This is a genomic window from Rubrobacter marinus (assembly GCF_011492965.1).
Taxonomy (GTDB): Bacteria; Actinomycetota; Rubrobacteria; order Rubrobacterales; family Rubrobacteraceae; genus Rubrobacter_F; species Rubrobacter_F marinus.
Genome location: NZ_CP045121.1, coordinates 1130357 through 1145047, shown reverse-complemented (window position 1 = coordinate 1145047; position 14691 = coordinate 1130357). Strand labels below are relative to the sequence as shown.

Here is a 14691-nt window from a genome sequence, read left to right as displayed (position 1 = left end):
GTTGGTGGTATCCGACACCGAGAGCTTCATCGGAGCCCTGCGCGCTCAGTCGCAGCGCTATCACAGCCGGCATCCGTTCCACGAGATGATGAACGAGGGGCGCTTGAGCCGCCCGCAGATTCAGGGCTGGGTAGCCAACCGTTTCTACTACCAGGAGAACATCCCGCGCAAGGACGCCGCCATCCTCGCCAACTGCCCCGATCGCGAGGTGCGCCGGCGCTGGATCCGGCGCATCCACGACCACGACGGAACGGCGGACAGCGAGGGGGGCATCGAGGCGTGGCTGCGCCTGGGCGAGGCCGCGGGGCTGACGCGGGAGGAGATGTGGGACGAGCGGCACGTCGTGCCCGGGACGCGCTTCGCCGTCGACGCCTACGTCAACTTCGCCCGCACCCGCCCGTGGGTCGAGGCGGTGGCCTCCTCGCTGACGGAGCTGTTCGCGCCGGATCTCATGGCCGAGCGCCTGAGGGCGTTCGAGCGCTTCTACACCTGGATCGACCCCGCCGGGCTGGCCTACTTCCGCTCCCGCCTTACGCAGGCCCCGCGCGACTCGGAGCACGCCCTGGAGGTGGTGATGGAGCACTGCCGGACACCGGACGAGCAGGCGCGGGCCGTGGCGGCCCTGTCCTTCAAGAGCGACGTGCTGTGGAGCATGCTGGACGCCATCGACAGGGCCTATCCGAGCAGCACCCCGCAGGGAGACCATTGACCACATCAACCGGATCGTCGTGCCTCGAGCGTCAGGCTTGCCGCTCGGCCGCGCCACGCCTGGCGGACGCGGGGCGCACGACGGCACAGGAGGTGGCGACATGAGCATCGCGGTACGATCGACGAATCGGCCCCATCTGGCACGACAGGTCCGACTGGAGTGGGACCCCGTGCGCGAACAGCACGTGCTGCTGGCCCCGGAGGGGGTGCTGGTCCTGAACCAGACAGGGGCGATCATCCTCGGCCTGTGCGACGGGGAGCGCACGGTCGACGGGATCGTGGAGGAGCTAGGCAGACGCTACGACCGCGTGGTCGGCGACGAGGTGCGGGACTTCCTTTCCCGGCTCGCCGCCAAGCGATGGGTGGAGCTTGGCGGTGAATAGGCCGTACGGCATGCTGGCCGAGCTCACCTACGGCTGTCCGCTCCACTGCCCGTACTGCTCCAACCCGCTCAACCTCGCGGACTACCGCGAGGAGCTGACCACGGCCGAGTGGCAGAGGGTGCTGGCCGAGGCGCGGGCCCTGGGCGTCCTGCAGCTTCACCTCTCGGGCGGCGAGCCGCTCGGGCGCCGCGACCTCGAAGAGATCGTGGCGAGCGCCCGTGGCCTGGGCCTGTACACCAACCTCATCACGAGCTCTCTGGGCCTCTCGCCCCAGCGGGCCGAGGGGCTAAGGGCCGCCGGCCTCGACCACGTGCAGATAAGCATCCAGGCCGACGAGCCGGCCCTCTCCGACCGCATAGCCGGCACCACCTCCTACGAACACAAGGTCGCGGCGGCCCGCATGGTCAAGGAGATGGACTGGCCGCTCACCCTGAACGTGGTCATCCACCGCCACAACATCGACAGGGTAGGCGGCCTCCTCGATCTGGCCGAGGAGTTGGGCGCCGATCGGATCGAGCTCGCCAATACCCAGTACTACGGCTGGGCCTGGCGCAACCGCGAGGCCCTGATGCCCAGCAGGGCTCAGCTCGGTAAGGCCGAGGCGGTGGTACGCGCCGCGCGCGAGCGCCTGGAGGGGAAGATGGAGATTATCTACGTCATCCCCGATTACTACAGCCTCTATCCCAAGCCGTGCATGGACGGCTGGGGCCAGCGGCAGCTTACGGTGACGCCCAACGGGGGCGTCCTGCCCTGCCCCGCGGCGCACACCCTGGAGCTCCCCCGGGCCAGCGTGCGCGAGAGCTCGCTGGAGTGGATCTGGGACGAGTCGCCCCTCTTCAACCGCTTCCGGGGGACGGACTGGATGCCCGACCCCTGCCGGAGCTGCGACCGCCGCGAGATCGACTTCGGCGGCTGCCGCTGCCAGGCGTTTCAGCTCACCGGCGACGCGGCCCGCACCGATCCGGTCTGTCACCTCTCGCCCGACCACGATCTCGTGGCCGATGCGGTACGGGCCGCCAACGAGGGCCCGGAGCCGGGTGTAGCGGACCTTATCCCCCGTGTGCGTACGAGGAAAAGCAGCGACTCACCGACCGGTTTGGAGTATTCGAGGAGGGTGCCATGACCGTCGTATCGCTGCTCTTCCTCGGTCTCGTCCTCAGCCTGGACAACGCCCGGTTGGCGGTCGCGCTCGGGGCCTTCGGGCTCAGCTTGCGGCGCGCGCTCAAGATAGCGCTGGTGTTCGGGCTGTGGGACGGCTTCTCGCCCCTGGTGGGGCTGCTGATCGGGCGCTACTTCGGGGAGGAGATCGGCGAGTGGGCGGACCTCGTGGGGCCGATCGTGCTGCTCGTGTTCGGCCTGTACCTCGTGGTTCGGAGCCTGCAGAGCGAGGCGCCGGAGGAGCTGGACGAGCGTTGGGTGCTCCTGGGTATCCCCTCTCCCTGAGCCTGGATAACCTGCTCGCGGGCACCGGTCTCGGGATGCTCGGCTACCCCCCGGTGTTCACGGCGGCGGTCTTCGGTGCCATGACGGCCCTGACGACGTTCGCCGGCCTGCAACTCGGGGCTTCGTCGCCCGCTTCATACCCCTCCGCGCAGACCTCCTCAGCGGCCTGGGGCTCTCGATCATGGCGGTCGTGCTGGTACTGGGATACTAGGAGCTAGCCCCCAACGCCCCTGGGCAGACGTCTCCCACGGTAGGACGACCCTTCGCCCCCTCTCTGAGGGGGCGTTCCTTCGCTGCGCGTCGGAGCGCGTCTCGTCCCGCGAAGCGTCTCCCGGCCGCCCCGACGTCTACGCCGGGGCGGCCGGGCAGGTTCTGCCTCACGGGCCGCTCCTCCGAAGACCGGATTTTCGTATCCCACACGCACCAGCGTGAGGCCGCGGGCGGGGGCGGCGGGTCCGGCGTCGCCCCGCTCGCGGCCCTCCAGAAGCTCGGCGAACCCGGCGAGCTCGCGCCTCCCCTGCCCCACCTCCAGCATCGTGCCCACGAGGGCGCGGACCATCCCGTAAAGAAACGAGTTCGCGCTGATGCGGTAGACGAGCAGACCGTCCCGCTCCTCCCACCCCGACTCCTCGACGGCCCGGGTGAAGCGAACGTGGTGGCTCTTGGACGGGGTGAAGGCCCGAAAATCGTGCGTCCCCCGGACCAGCGCCGCGGCCTCCCGGAGCAGCTCGGGGTCCGGGGACCGGACGGCGTGCACCGCCCTCCGGCGCTCCAGCGGCGAACGGATGGGGTCGTCGACGACGCGGTACTCGTAGCTGCGGCTCGTGGCGTCCCTGCGGGCGTCGAAGCCGTCGTCAACGGTCGCGCAGCGCCTGAGGGCCACGTCGGGCGGGAGCACGGCCGTGGCCCTGTAGGCGACGGAGGAGGGCAAAAGGTCCGTCTCCGCCGCGAAGGAGACGACCTGACCCGAGGCGTGCACGCCCGCGTCCGTGCGCCCCGCGACGGTCAGCTTGACGGGTTGGCGCAGGATGGTCCGCAGGGCGCCGACGAGCGTCTCCTCGACGGTGCGGCGGCCAGGCTGGGCGGCCCACCCGGCGAAGTCCGTCCCGTCGTACTCCACGAGGCCCGCGTACCTCACAGCGAGACCGCAACGGCGACGACGAGGACGGCCACGACCGGGGCGAGCCCGTCGCGCGGGCCGAAATGGAGCTCGCGGTAGCGGGTCCGGCCCTCGCCGCCGCGATATCCCCGGCTCTCCATCGCCTCGGCGAGCTCGTCGGCGCGGCGGAAAGCGCCGATCGTGAGCGGGACGAGCACCGGCAGCATCGCCCGCGCGCGCCTCCAGAGCCCCCCCTCGGAGAAGTCGGCGCCGCGCGCGGCCTGGGCTTTCCTGATCCTGTCCGCCTCCTCCGCCAGCGTCGGGACGAAGCGGAGCGCTATGGACATCATCATCGCCACCTCGTGCACGGGGAGACGCAGCTTCTTGAGCGGCGAGAGCAGGTCCTCGACGCCGTCGGACAGCGCGAGCGGCGAGGTCGTCGCGGTCAGGAGGCCGGCCGCGCCGACGAGGAGGAGTATCCTCGCCACCAGAGACGCCGCGAGCCTGAGCCCCCGTCCCTCACCTCCACGAACCCCCACGCGAACAGAACCTCCCCTCCCGCGAGAACAGCGCCTGAAAGAGCGCCGTGGCGACCACGATCGGCAGGACCGGCCGCAGGAAGCCGTAGAAGACGGGGGGCGGCACCCGGCTCGCCGCGACGCACGCGGCCAGGGCCGCGCCCACGACGAGGAAGCCGGCGAGCGAGCCGACGAGGAACAGCCCGACGGCGAGGACCGCGACCGCCAGGACCTTGGCGCGCGGGTCCAGATCGTGCATCGGGGACCCGACGGGGTAGAACTGCCCGAGCTTGCGCACCTAGGGTCCTACTGCCCCAGCGTGGCCTTGAGCGCCGCGAGCGTCTCCTCGAAGGAGACGGGCTTGTTTATCTCCGGATGCCCCTCGCGCAGAGGCGCCGCCACGCGCACCGTGGCGGGGACCGGCCCCGCCGCGGCGCCGGCGTAGAAGACCTCCCCGGGCGTCCCCACCCGCTCGATCCTGCCGTCCCTCATGACGCACACCCTGTCCGCGACCTCGGCGACCTCGTCGAGGTCGTGGGAGACGAGGACGACCGTCTTGCCGTCCCCGCGCAGCGCCCGGATCACGCCGAGCAACTCCTCCCGGGTGGCCGGGTCGAGCCCCGCCGTGGGCTCGTCGAGGACGAGGACCTCGGGTCCCATCGCGAGCACGCCCGAGATCGCCGCCCGCCGCTTCTCCCCGCCCGAGAGCGAGTGCGGCACCCTCTCCCCCAGGTGCCCGATGCCGAGCCTCTCCAGGACGCCGTCCACCCTCTCGCGCACCTCCCCCTCGCCCAGGCCCATCCTGCGCGGGCGAAGGCCACGTCCTCCCGCACGGTCGGGCGAAGAGCGCGGCCTCCGGAAACTGGAACACGAGCCCGACCCGCCGCCGGAGCTCGCTCCTGCTCCACCCCGGGCGTCGACCCCGTCGACCAGGACCTCCCCGCTCGTCGGCTCCAGCAGCAGGTTCAGGTGCTGCACCATCGTGCTCTTCCCGGAGCCCGTCCCGCCGACCACCGCGAGCACCTCTCCGAGCTCGACGGAGAGCGACACGCCCCGGAGCGCCACCACCTCCAGGGCCGTCCCGGGGCGTAGACGTGCCCGACCTCCCTCAGCTCTACCCTCACCGCGCCCTCGCCCCCTCCCGCCGCTGCCGCGCCTCGATGCGCTCCTCCACAGCACGCGCGAGCTCCTCCGGGTCCGGGGCAGCTCGCCCCCGGACCCGCCATGCCCAGACCGGCGCCCAGCCGCAGGACCGTCGGCAAGACCAGCCGGTTCTCCCTTAGAAGCTCCGCGTCCGAGAGGAGGCGGCGGGGAGAGACGTCCGCGACGAGACGCCCCGCGTTCACGACGAGGACGCGGTCGGCGTCCAGGATCTCCTCGAGGTGGTGCGTCACGTGCAGGATAGTCCGGGTCCCGCGCAGGGCGTGGACGCGCTCCAGCACCTCCCGGCGACCCTCCCCGTCCAGCATGGAGGTCGGCTCGTCGAGGACCAGGATCTCCGGCTCCCCCGCGAGGACCCCCGCGAGCGCGACGCGCTGCTTCTCCCCCCCGGAGAGGGTGTGCGGCTCGCGCCGCTCGTAGCCTTTCAGCCCCACCGCCCGGATGGCCTCCGCGACCCGCGCCCGCATCTCCTCGCGCGCCACCCCGAGGTTCTCCAGCCCGAACGCCACGTCGTCCTCCACGAACGGCGCGACGAGGCCGTTCTCCGGGTTCTGAAAGAGCATGCCGAGCCTCTTGCGTACCTCGAACGGCTCGACGGCCGGGTCCAGGCCCGCCACCCGCACCCGACCCTCGTCGGCGACGAGGAGCCCGTTCAAGAGGCGAACCAGGGTAGACTTCCCGCCGCCGTTGGGGCCGACGACGCCGACGTACTCGCCCCGCCCGACCCGAAGCTCACCCCGTAAGCGCCCGCTCGCCCTCAGCGGGGTCCGCGCCGGGGTAGGAGAAAGAGACCTTTCGGCAAGAGACGGCGAAGGGCCCGCCGTGGCGGGCCCCTTCGTCGGGTGCTGCGTGTGTTTCTGCGGCTACCGGCTACTCCACCGTGTGGTTGACGAGCTCCAGGTAGACCGCTTCGGCGCCGTCGCCGAGGCGCGGGCCGAGCCTGAGGATGCGGGTGTAGCCCGAGTCGCGGTCGTCGAGATCGGGGGCGACGTCCTCAAAGAGACGGCGCACGACCGTCTTGTCCTTCAGGACCTTCACGGCCTGCCGGCGGGCGGCCAGGTCGTCCTTCTTGGCGATCGTGATCAGCTTGTCGACGACGCTCCGGACCTCCTTGGCCTTGGGGGCGGTCGTCTTGATCCTGCCGTGCGTGATGACCTGCCCGGCCATCGTGCCCAGCATCGACCGCCGGTGGGCGGCCTCGCGGTTCAGCTTGCGTCCGCGCTTAGCGTGCCTCATCGCCGATCCCCTCGCTCTCCAGCTCGTAACCGTACTCCATGAGCTTCGACCGGATCTCGTCGACGCTCTTCATCCCGAGGTTGCGGATGTTCATCAGCTCTTCCTCGGTCATCGTCGCGAGCTGCCCGATGGTGTCGACGCCCTCGCGCTTGAGGCAATTGTAGGAGCGCACCGTGAGCTCCAGGTCCTCGACCGGCCGCTCGTCCGTGATGACCGGGCGGTCCATGCGGCTCGCCGCCTGGGTCCGGCCGCCGTTGTAGCCGTCGGTGAAGAGCCCGAGGATGTCGGTGAGCTGCCTGGCCGCCTCCTGCAGGGCCTCGCGAGGGGCGATGCGCCCGTCGGTGAAGACCTCTATCTGCAACGAGTCGAGGTCGGTCCGCGCGCCCGCGCGCGTCTCGGAGACGCTGTAGTTCACCCTCTGGACGGGCGAGAACAGGGAGTCGACGGCCATGACCCCGATCGGGTCGGCGTCCGACTTGTTCGCCTCGGCCCTGCGGTAGCCCTGGCCCCTCTCGACCGTGAGCCGCATCTCGAGGTTGCCGCCCTCGGAGACGCTCGCGATGTAGTGATCCGGGTCCACGACCTCGACGTCGGCCTTGAGGTCGATGTCCGCCGCCGTGACCTCGGCGGGCCCCCGCTTCACGATCTCGAGCTCTATCGGCTCGTCGCGCTCGAGCTTGAACTTCAGGCCCTTCACGTTGAGCACGATGTCCACGACGTCTTCCTTGACGCCGTCGATCGTCGAGAACTCGTGGCTGACGCCCTCGATCCGGATCTTCGTCGCCGCCGAGCCCTCGAGCCCGGCGAGCATCACGCGCCTCAGGGCGTTGCCCAGCGTGTGCCCGAGGCCGCGCGGGAGCGGCTCCGCCACGAACAGCCCGCGCCGCTCGCTCTCTTCTTCCACCCTGAAACGGGGTGGCGCTATGTCTAGCATCGTCAAACTAACCACCTGCTGTAATTGAAAGGTTCTCCCAAGCGCCGGGCTTTAAGCTCCGCCTAGCGGCTGTAGAACTCGATGATGAGCTGCTCCTCGACGGGGGTGTCGATCTCGTCGCGCCCCGGCGTGTGCAGGAGCCTGCCCGTGAAGTTGTCGTGGTCGGCCTCGAGCCACGGCGGAACCGCGACGACCTGCTCGACCGCGTTCTGTATCGGCTCCAGCCTCCGGCTCTTCTCCTTGACCGTGATAACGTCCCCCGGCTTCAGGATCGCCGACGGGATGTTGTGCTTGTGGCCGTTGAGGAGGAAGTGCCCGTGCACCACGATCTGGCGCGCCTGCTGGCGGCTGGTCGCGAACCCCATGCGGAACACGACGTTGTCCATCCGGAGCTCCATGAGCCTCAGGAGGTTCTCGCCGGTGACGCCCTGCATCCGAGTCGCCCGATCGTACGCCTTGCGGAACTGCTTCTCGGAGACGCCGTAGTACCAGCGGGCCTTCTGCTTCTCGAGGAGGCGCAGCCCGTACTCCGTCTGGCGCTGCCTGCCCCGGCCGTGCTCGCCCGGGGGGTACGGCTTCTTCTCGATGGGGTTCTTGCGCATGTTGGAGAGCATCACGCCCGCCCGGCGGTCGCGCCTCCCCTTGGGCCCCGTGTACCGAGCCATCTAGCCCCTCCTCCGCTTCGGGGGCCTGCAGCCGTTGTGCGGCTGGCCGGTGACGTCCTTTATGGAGAGGACCTCGATGCCCATGCTCTGGAACGTCCTGGCCGCCATGTCGCGGCCCGAGCCGTGACCCTTGACCTCGATGTCCACGCGGCGCATGCCCTGGTCCATCGCCTTGTTCGCCACGCTCTCGGCCGTCATCTGGGCCGCGTACGGGGTGCTCTTACGGCTCCCCCTGAAGCCGAGGGCGCCCGCGGACTCCCAGGCTATGACGTTCCCCTCCTGGTCGGAGACGCTCACGATGGTGTTGTTGAACGAGCTCTTGATGTGCACGACGCCGGTCGAGATGTTCTTGCGGACCTTGCGCCGCGTCCGGCTCGCCCCGCGGGTCCTGCCCTGCGGGCGCTGCTGCCTACCCCTACCCATCTACTTCTTCTTCCTCCCGCCTATGGACGGCTTCGGACCCTTGCGCGAACGGGCGTTGGTCTTCGTCCGCTGCCCGCGCACCGGGAGCCCGCGGCGATGCCGGATGCCCCGGTAAGAGCCGATGTCTATGAGCCGCCGAATGTTCTGGTTGTTCTCGCGCCTGAGGTCGCCCTCGACCTCGACGTTCGCGTCCACGTACTGCCTGATCTGCGCGACCTCACCCTCGGCGAGATCCCGGACCTTCGTGTTCGGGTCGATCCCGGTGTCCGCGACGATCTTCTTGGCCGTGGAGCGGCCGATCCCGAAGACGTAGGTCAGCCCGACCTCGACCCGCTTCTCCCTGGGAAGGTCCACGCCAGCTATACGCGCCATGCTAACCCTGCCTCTGCTTGTGGCGAGGGTTGGCGCTGCATATAACGCGCAACACCCCGCGCCGTCTTATGACCTTGCACCGATCGCACAAGGGCTTCACGCTCGCCCGTACCTTCAAGAAACCTCTCCTTTTACCTTCTGCTACCTGAACCTGTAGGTTATGCGACCCCGGTCGAGGTCGTAAGGGCTCAGCTCCACCTTGACCTTGTCGCCCGGCAGGATCCGGATGTAGTTCATCCGCATCTTGCCCGAGATGTGCGCGAGCACGTTGTGACCGTTGTCGAGCTCCACCCGAAACTGCGTGTTGGGCAGCGCCTCGGTGATCGTGCCCTCCACCTCTATGACGTCTTCTTTAGCCAAGGACCTCCCTCGCCTCTTCTCGTTTCATTGTTACAAGATGACCGAAACCAAACGATTATACTACCACGCCGCCCGTCTTTCTCCCAGCCTCACTCCTCCGTCAAGACCCAGGGCCCGGCCTCGGTGACGGCTATCGTGTGCTCGAAGTGGGCGGCCAGCGAGTCGTCGGCGGTGTAGATGGACCAGCCGTCCCACTCGCTGATGCGGATGTCGTAGTCGCCGAGCGTGATCATCGGCTCTATCGCGAACGTCATCCCGGGCTGGAGCCTCGGGCCGGTGCCGGGCTGGCCGTAGTTCGGGATCTGCGGGTCCTCGTGCATCTTGCGCCCGACCCCGTGCGAGACGAGGTCCCGGATCACCCCGTACCCCCGCGGCTCGGCGAGGCCCTGTATCGCGTGCCCCACGTCCCCGAGCCGCTTGCCGACCCGCATCTCGTCCGTCGCCGCCGCGAGGCACTGGCGGGTAACGTCGAGGAGCTCCCTCGTCTTCTCCGGGATGGGCCCGACCGCGACCGTCGTCGCCGAGTCCGTGACGAACCCCTCGTAGCGCACCCCGACGTCCAGGGAGATTATGTCCCCCTCCTTCAAGCGGTACGGGCCGGGGATGCCGTGCACGATCATGGCGTTCGGCGAGGCGCAGATGGAGGCGGGGAAGCCCTGGTAGCCCTTGAACTCGGGCTTGCCGCCCCGCTCGTAGATGAACTCCTCGGCCATCGCGTCGAGCTCCTTGGTGGTGGCGCCGGCCCTGCTGTTCTGCCGGAGCATCTCGAGGCAGGCGGCCGTTATGCGGCCGCCTTCGCGCATCGTTTCGAGCTCCGAGCGGCTCTTCCGGACGATCATGGCCCTTAAGAGCCCTCCCCCACGGCCCGCAAGACCTCGTCCGTCACCTCGGGGATGGGCTTCGTGGCGTCGACCGTGACCAGGAGGCCCTGACCCTCGTAGTAGTCCTTGAGGGGCTCGGTCTGCTCGTGGTAGACGTCCAGCCTGTGGCGGATCGCCTCCTCCGTGTCGTCCTTGCGCTGGATGAACGGGCCCGGGTCCTCGTCGGGGTTCTCCGGCGGCGGGTCGTACTGGACGTGGTAGGTCTTCCCCGTCGCCTCGCTCTGGCGCCGCCCCGAGAGGCGCTCGATCAGGGCGTCGTCCGGGGCTTCGAGGGCGACCACCTTGTCGAGGCGCGCGTCGATCTCCTCCAGCGCCTCGCCGAGCGTCTCGGCCTGGGCCTGGTTGCGCGGGAAGCCGTCCAGGATCCAGGAGTCCGCCTGATCCAGGTGCGGCTTCATCATCTCGACGATGATCTCGTCGGGGACGAGGTCGCCGCGGTCGTTGTACTCCTGGATCTTCTCGCCGAGCTCGGAGCCCGACTTGATCTCCGCGCGCACCAGGTCGCCGGTGGCGATGTGCTTGCCGCCGGTCTTCTCGGCGAGCCGTGAGGCCTGCGTCCCCTTGCCTGCCCCCTGGGGGCCAAAAAGTATGATCCTCATCGTTTGCGCAAGAACCCTTCGTAGTTTCTCATCATCAACTGACTCTCGAGCTGGCGCACCGTGTCGAGCGAGACGCCGACCACGATCAGCATCGAGGTGCCGCCGAGGAAGATCTGGTTGCCCAGGTCGAGGAAGCTCGTGAAGATGTACGGCAAGACCGAGATCGTCGCCAGAAAGATCGCGCCGAAGAGCGTGATCCTGGTGAGCACGTTGTTCAGGTACACCGCCGTCGGCTGGCCGGGCCGTATCCCCGGGATGTAGCCGCCGCTCTTCTTGAGGTTGTCCGCGTGCTCTATCGGGTTGAACTGCACGGCCGTGTAGAAGTACGTGAACATCAGGATAAGGAGGGCGAACAGCACCAGGTAAGGCACCTCGCCAGGCGCGAAGAACCCGGCGACCCGGCCCAGGACCGAGTCGTTGCCCCCGCCGAGAAACTGCGTGATGATCGTCGGGAAGATCAGGAGCGAGGAGGCGAAGATGATCGGGATGACCCCGGCCATGTTGACCTTCAGGGGCAGGTACGTCGTCCCGCCCTGGCTCATCCGCCTCCCCACCTGGCGCTTGGCGTAGGTGATCGGGATGCGCCGCTGCCCCTCGTTGACGAACACGATCGCCGCGATGATCAGCACCGCGAGGATGCCGAGGATCACGAGGGTGATGATGCTCCCGTTCTCGAAGAGGCCCCGGACCGCGGCGGGCGCCTGCGAGAGGATCGCCGCCGAGATTATGAGCGAGATGCCGTTGCCGAGGCCCCGCTGCGTGATGAGCTCGCCGAGCCACATGATGAGCATCGTCCCGGCCGTCAGCGTGACGACCACGAGGAACAGGTCTATCGGCGACGCCCCCGAGAGCGCCCCCGGGATAAGCTGCCCGCTTCGGAAGAAGAACATCATCGCGATGGACTGGATGATCGCGAGCCCCAGGGTGAAGAACCGGGTGTACTGCGTGATCTTTTGCTGCCCGGTCTCGCCCTCCTTGGCGAGCTCCTGCAACCGCGGCACCGCGACCGTCAAGAGCTGCATGACGATGGACGCGGTGATATACGGCATGATCCCCAGCGAGAACACCGAGAGCTGGTTGAAAGCCCCGCCGCTGAACGTGTTGAACAGGCTGGTCACGGCGTTGCCGCCCGTGACGCCGCCCTCGAGCGCCTCCCGATTGACCCCGGGCAGGGGCACGTAGGACCCGAGCCTGTAAAGGACCAGGAGCGCCGCCGTAAACATCAGCTTACGGCGGAGCTCCGGGACGCGCCACGCGTTTCCTAGTGCCTTGAGCATCCCTAACGCTCCAGTATCTCGACGCTCCCGCCGGCGGCCTCTATCTTCTCCTGCGCCGTCCCGGAGAAGGCGTGCGCCCGGACCGTGATGGCCCGCCCGATCTCGCCGTCGCCGAGGATCTTGACCAGGCCGACCTTCTTCCTCAGAAGCCCGGCGGCCTTCAGCTCCTCGACGCCGAAGGTATCCCCCTCGAGCTCGGCGAGCTCGGAGAGGTTGATCGGCGCGTACACCGTCGGACGCGCCGGGGTGTGCGGCCCGCGGGCCATCCCCTTGAGGCGCGGGAGGCGGCGCTGCAGCGGCATCTGCCCGCCCTCGTACGCGGCGTAGGCCGAGGAGCCCGAACGGGCGCCGGCGCCCTTGTGGCCGCGGCCGGCCGTCTTGCCCTGCCCGGTACCCTTGCCCCTGCCGAGGCGCTTGCGCTCCCTCGTCGAGCCCGGGGCCGGAGCCAACTCGTTCAGCCTCACTACTCGTCCACCTCCTCGACGCGGACCAGGTGCTGTACCTTCTGGATCATACCGCGAATCTGCGGCGTGTCCCCGTGCACCCGGGAGTCCCGGATGCGCTTCAGGCCCAGCGCACGGATCGTCTTCTTGTGCGGCTCGATGGAGCCGATGACGCTCTTCGTCTGCGTGATCTTCAGGGGCTCATATCGTGATCTTTACCCCTCTGGACTGCTCGATGGTCGCCTTGGAGCGCAGGTTCCTGAGGCCGTCCACCGTGGCCCTCACGAGGTTGACCGAGGTGGTCGAACCAAGGGCCTTCGTGAGGACGTCCCTCACCCCGCGAGCTCCAGGACCGCGCGGACGCCGCCGCCCGCGATGACGCCGGTACCCTCGGAGGCCGGCTTGAGCATCACCGTCGAGCTCAGGAACTTGCCCAGGACCTCGTGCGGGATGGTCGTGTTGCGCATCGGCACCTCGAACATCTCGCGCTTGGCCTTGTCCTGGCCCTTCGCGATCGCCGCCGGAACGGTGTTCGCCTTGCCGAGGCCCACGCCGACCCGGCCCTTGCCGTCGCCTACCACTACCAGGGCGCTGAAGTTGAAGCGCCGGCCGCCCTTGACGACCTTGGCGACGCGCCGGATCTCCACGACGCGATCCTGAAACTCGTTGTCCCGGTCGCGACGGCCGCCGCGACCGCCGTCGCGACCGCCCTGGCCGCCCCGGCCGCCGGGGCCTCCGCCCCTGCCGCCCTGACCGCCTCTGCCACCGGGGCCTCCGCCCCTACCGCCGGGGCCTCCAGGGCCCCCGGGGCCGCCCGGTCCTCTGCCGCCGGGGCCTCCGCTTCTCGGTCGTCCCAAAACTGGTGTCCTCCTAGACTTTCAGGCCGGTCTCGCGAGCGCCCTCAGCGAGCGCCGCGACGCGGCCGTGGTACTTGTTCCCGCCGCGGTCGAAGACCGCGATCTCTATCCCCGCATCGAGCGCCCGGCGAGCGATAAGCTCCCCGACCCTGCGGGCCGCGTCCTTGCGGTCCTCGGCCCCCTCGACCTCGCGAGAGTCGGCCGCGGCCAGCGTACGCCCGTCCAGATCGTCGATAAGCTGGGCGTAGATGTGGACGTTCGACCGGTAGACGGAGAGCCGTGGGCGCTCCGCCGTGCCGGTGATCTTGCGCCGGATCCTCGCCCGGCGCCTGTTCTTCTGGGCCCTCTTGGCCTCCGTAACCGCCATATCTCTTTACGCTCCCCTTATCCGGCCTTGCCGACCTTGCGCCGGACCTGCTCGTCGCTGTAACGGATGCCCTTGCCCTTGTAGGGCTCCGGCGGACGGACCTTGCGGATCTCCGCCGCCTGCTGGCCCACCCGCTGCTTGTCTATGCCGCGCACCACGATCGTGGTCGGGTTGGGCATCTCGAAGTCTATACCCTCGCGCGGGGCCACAACGACGGGGTGCGAGTAGCCGACCTGCAGGTTTATGTCGCGCCCCTGCAGCGCACCCCTGTAGCCGACGCCCTGGATCTGCAGCGTCCTGGTGAACCCGTCCGTCACGCCCGTTACGGCGTTCTGGAGGAGGCTCCGCGTCAGCCCGTGCATCGCCCGGTGATCCGGGGAGTCGGACTGGCGGTCGACCTGCAGGCTGCCGTCCTCCTGGCGCACGGTCACGCCGCGGCCGACGGGCACCTCGATCTGGCCCTTCGGCCCCTTCACGTTGATGGCCCGGTCCGAGAGGTTTACCTCCACGCCGTTCGGCACCGTTACCGGCGCCCTGCCGATTCTAGACACTAGTCATCACCCCCTAGTAGACGAAGCAGAGGACTTCGCCACCGATGCCGGCCCTGCGGGCCTCGTGATCGGTGAGAATCCCCCGCGAGGTCGAGAGGATCGCCACCCCGAGCCCGTCGAGGACGCGGGGGATGTTCGTCTGCTTGCGGTACACACGCCTGCCCGGCCGGCTCATACGCCGGAGGCCCGTGATCGCGCGCCGCCCGTCGGGGCCGTACTTCAGCTCGACCACGAGCTTCTTCTCGGCGCCCGCGCCCTTCTCGGAGACTTCGTTGACGTAGCCCTGCTCCTTGAGGATGCGGGCCACCTCCATCTTCATCTTCGAGTGCGGCATCACGACCTGGTCGTGACGGGCCATATGCGCGTTCCGGATGCGGGTAAGGAAGTCCGCTATAGGATCGTTTACGCTCATCG

At 68.9% G+C, this 14691-nt stretch carries 25 protein-coding genes and 1 pseudogene; 5 read left to right on the top strand and 21 right to left on the bottom strand.

Annotated features, from left to right (window positions below):
* Position 1 precedes the first annotated feature (1 nt).
* The 5 genes from pqqC (at position 2) to GBA65_RS26185 (ending at position 2752) form a co-directional block, all read left to right on the top strand.
* Positions 2 to 709 carry a pyrroloquinoline-quinone synthase PqqC gene (gene pqqC, locus GBA65_RS05960; RefSeq protein WP_407691046.1) on the top strand — a complete coding sequence of 236 codons (708 nt, stop codon included), beginning with the start codon at positions 2 to 4 and terminating at the stop codon, positions 707 to 709.
* Positions 710 to 878: 169 nt separating this feature from the next.
* The gene (gene pqqD, locus GBA65_RS05955) at positions 879 to 1091 is read left to right on the top strand and encodes a pyrroloquinoline quinone biosynthesis peptide chaperone PqqD (RefSeq protein ID WP_207956184.1); all 213 of its coding nucleotides are present in this window, start codon (positions 879 to 881) and stop codon (positions 1089 to 1091) included.
* The gene (gene pqqE / locus GBA65_RS05950; RefSeq protein ID WP_166395782.1) at positions 1084 to 2214 is read left to right on the top strand and encodes a pyrroloquinoline quinone biosynthesis protein PqqE; all 1131 of its coding nucleotides are present in this window, start codon (positions 1084 to 1086) and stop codon (positions 2212 to 2214) included. Before pqqD ends, pqqE begins: the two co-directional genes overlap by 8 nt.
* The gene (locus tag GBA65_RS25060) at positions 2211 to 2534 is read left to right on the top strand and encodes a manganese efflux pump (RefSeq protein ID WP_207956183.1); all 324 of its coding nucleotides are present in this window, start codon (positions 2211 to 2213) and stop codon (positions 2532 to 2534) included. Before pqqE ends, GBA65_RS25060 begins: the two co-directional genes overlap by 4 nt.
* Before the next feature lie 35 nt (positions 2535 to 2569).
* Entirely contained in the window at positions 2570 to 2752 is a 183-nt protein-coding gene (locus tag GBA65_RS26185) for a hypothetical protein (protein ID WP_407691071.1), read from the top strand.
* Here the strand turns inward: GBA65_RS26185 and truA are convergent.
* The 21 genes and pseudogenes from truA to rpsH all read right to left on the bottom strand — a co-directional run bounded on the left by truA (position 2749) and on the right by rpsH (position 14689).
* A complete protein-coding gene (truA, locus tag GBA65_RS05940; protein WP_166395781.1) occupies positions 2749 to 3672 on the bottom strand; it encodes a tRNA pseudouridine(38-40) synthase TruA in 924 nt (307 codons plus the stop codon). The genes GBA65_RS26185 and truA overlap by 4 nt on opposite strands.
* On the bottom strand, positions 3669 to 4172 hold the full coding sequence (locus GBA65_RS05935; RefSeq protein ID WP_207956181.1) for an energy-coupling factor transporter transmembrane component T: 504 nt from the start codon (positions 4170 to 4172) through the stop codon (positions 3669 to 3671). Before GBA65_RS05935 ends, truA begins: the two co-directional genes overlap by 4 nt.
* Positions 4153 to 4449 carry a CbiQ family ECF transporter T component gene (locus tag GBA65_RS25055; protein WP_207956180.1) on the bottom strand — a complete coding sequence of 99 codons (297 nt, stop codon included), beginning with the start codon at positions 4447 to 4449 and terminating at the stop codon, positions 4153 to 4155. Before GBA65_RS25055 ends, GBA65_RS05935 begins: the two co-directional genes overlap by 20 nt.
* Positions 4450 to 4457: 8 nt before the next feature.
* On the bottom strand, positions 4458 to 5165 hold the full coding sequence (locus tag GBA65_RS05930; protein WP_266096545.1) for an energy-coupling factor ABC transporter ATP-binding protein: 708 nt from the start codon (positions 5163 to 5165) through the stop codon (positions 4458 to 4460).
* The gene (locus tag GBA65_RS05925; protein WP_166398369.1) at positions 5117 to 6073 is read right to left on the bottom strand and encodes an ATP-binding cassette domain-containing protein; all 957 of its coding nucleotides are present in this window, start codon (positions 6071 to 6073) and stop codon (positions 5117 to 5119) included. Before GBA65_RS05925 ends, GBA65_RS05930 begins: the two co-directional genes overlap by 49 nt.
* Positions 6074 to 6182: 109 nt before the next feature.
* Positions 6183 to 6548, bottom strand: coding sequence for a 50S ribosomal protein L17 (gene rplQ, locus GBA65_RS05920; protein ID WP_166395780.1), 366 nt, complete (start codon positions 6546 to 6548; stop codon positions 6183 to 6185).
* Entirely contained in the window at positions 6535 to 7482 is a 948-nt protein-coding gene (locus tag GBA65_RS05915) for a DNA-directed RNA polymerase subunit alpha (protein WP_166398368.1), read from the bottom strand. Before GBA65_RS05915 ends, rplQ begins: the two co-directional genes overlap by 14 nt.
* 62 nt (positions 7483 to 7544) lie before the next feature.
* Positions 7545 to 8147 (bottom strand): 30S ribosomal protein S4, encoded by a 603-nt coding sequence (gene rpsD, locus GBA65_RS05910; RefSeq protein ID WP_166395779.1) that lies wholly within the window; start codon positions 8145 to 8147, stop codon positions 7545 to 7547.
* Positions 8148 to 8570 carry a 30S ribosomal protein S11 gene (gene rpsK / locus GBA65_RS05905; RefSeq protein WP_166395778.1) on the bottom strand — a complete coding sequence of 141 codons (423 nt, stop codon included), beginning with the start codon at positions 8568 to 8570 and terminating at the stop codon, positions 8148 to 8150. It lies immediately after the preceding gene.
* Positions 8571 to 8942 carry a 30S ribosomal protein S13 gene (rpsM, locus tag GBA65_RS05900; protein WP_166395777.1) on the bottom strand — a complete coding sequence of 124 codons (372 nt, stop codon included), beginning with the start codon at positions 8940 to 8942 and terminating at the stop codon, positions 8571 to 8573. It lies immediately after the preceding gene.
* A gap of 1 nt (position 8943) precedes the next feature.
* Positions 8944 to 9060 carry a 50S ribosomal protein L36 gene (gene rpmJ, locus GBA65_RS05895; protein WP_166395776.1) on the bottom strand — a complete coding sequence of 39 codons (117 nt, stop codon included), beginning with the start codon at positions 9058 to 9060 and terminating at the stop codon, positions 8944 to 8946.
* Between the two features lie 23 nt (positions 9061 to 9083).
* Positions 9084 to 9302: a translation initiation factor IF-1 gene (infA, locus tag GBA65_RS05890; protein WP_166395775.1), complete on the bottom strand. Its 219-nt coding sequence runs from the start codon at positions 9300 to 9302 to the stop codon at positions 9084 to 9086.
* A gap of 89 nt (positions 9303 to 9391) precedes the next feature.
* Entirely contained in the window at positions 9392 to 10141 is a 750-nt protein-coding gene (gene map / locus GBA65_RS05885; RefSeq protein ID WP_166395774.1) for a type I methionyl aminopeptidase, read from the bottom strand.
* Positions 10142 to 10146: 5 nt separating this feature from the next.
* On the bottom strand, positions 10147 to 10782 hold the full coding sequence (locus GBA65_RS05880) for an adenylate kinase (protein ID WP_166395773.1): 636 nt from the start codon (positions 10780 to 10782) through the stop codon (positions 10147 to 10149).
* Positions 10779 to 12059, bottom strand: a complete 1281-nt coding sequence (secY, locus tag GBA65_RS05875) for a preprotein translocase subunit SecY (RefSeq protein ID WP_166395772.1) — start codon at positions 12057 to 12059, stop codon at positions 10779 to 10781. The genes GBA65_RS05880 and secY overlap by 4 nt, the downstream gene beginning before the upstream one ends.
* A 2-nt stretch (positions 12060 to 12061) precedes the next feature.
* A complete protein-coding gene (gene rplO, locus GBA65_RS05870; protein ID WP_166395771.1) occupies positions 12062 to 12523 on the bottom strand; it encodes a 50S ribosomal protein L15 in 462 nt (153 codons plus the stop codon).
* Positions 12523 to 12642 carry a 50S ribosomal protein L30 gene (rpmD, locus tag GBA65_RS05865; RefSeq protein WP_407691070.1) on the bottom strand — a complete coding sequence of 40 codons (120 nt, stop codon included), beginning with the start codon at positions 12640 to 12642 and terminating at the stop codon, positions 12523 to 12525. Before rpmD ends, rplO begins: the two co-directional genes overlap by 1 nt.
* A gap of 61 nt (positions 12643 to 12703) precedes the next feature.
* A pseudogene (gene rpsE, locus GBA65_RS05860) lies at positions 12704 to 13149 on the bottom strand (30S ribosomal protein S5).
* 223 nt (positions 13150 to 13372) lie between these two features.
* Positions 13373 to 13726 (bottom strand): 50S ribosomal protein L18, encoded by a 354-nt coding sequence (rplR, locus tag GBA65_RS05855; RefSeq protein WP_166395770.1) that lies wholly within the window; start codon positions 13724 to 13726, stop codon positions 13373 to 13375.
* 17 nt (positions 13727 to 13743) lie between these two features.
* Positions 13744 to 14277: a 50S ribosomal protein L6 gene (gene rplF / locus GBA65_RS05850; RefSeq protein WP_166395769.1), complete on the bottom strand. Its 534-nt coding sequence runs from the start codon at positions 14275 to 14277 to the stop codon at positions 13744 to 13746.
* 13 nt (positions 14278 to 14290) lie between these two features.
* Positions 14291 to 14689: a 30S ribosomal protein S8 gene (rpsH, locus tag GBA65_RS05845; RefSeq protein ID WP_166395768.1), complete on the bottom strand. Its 399-nt coding sequence runs from the start codon at positions 14687 to 14689 to the stop codon at positions 14291 to 14293.
* Between the last annotated feature and the right edge of the window lie 2 nt (positions 14690 to 14691).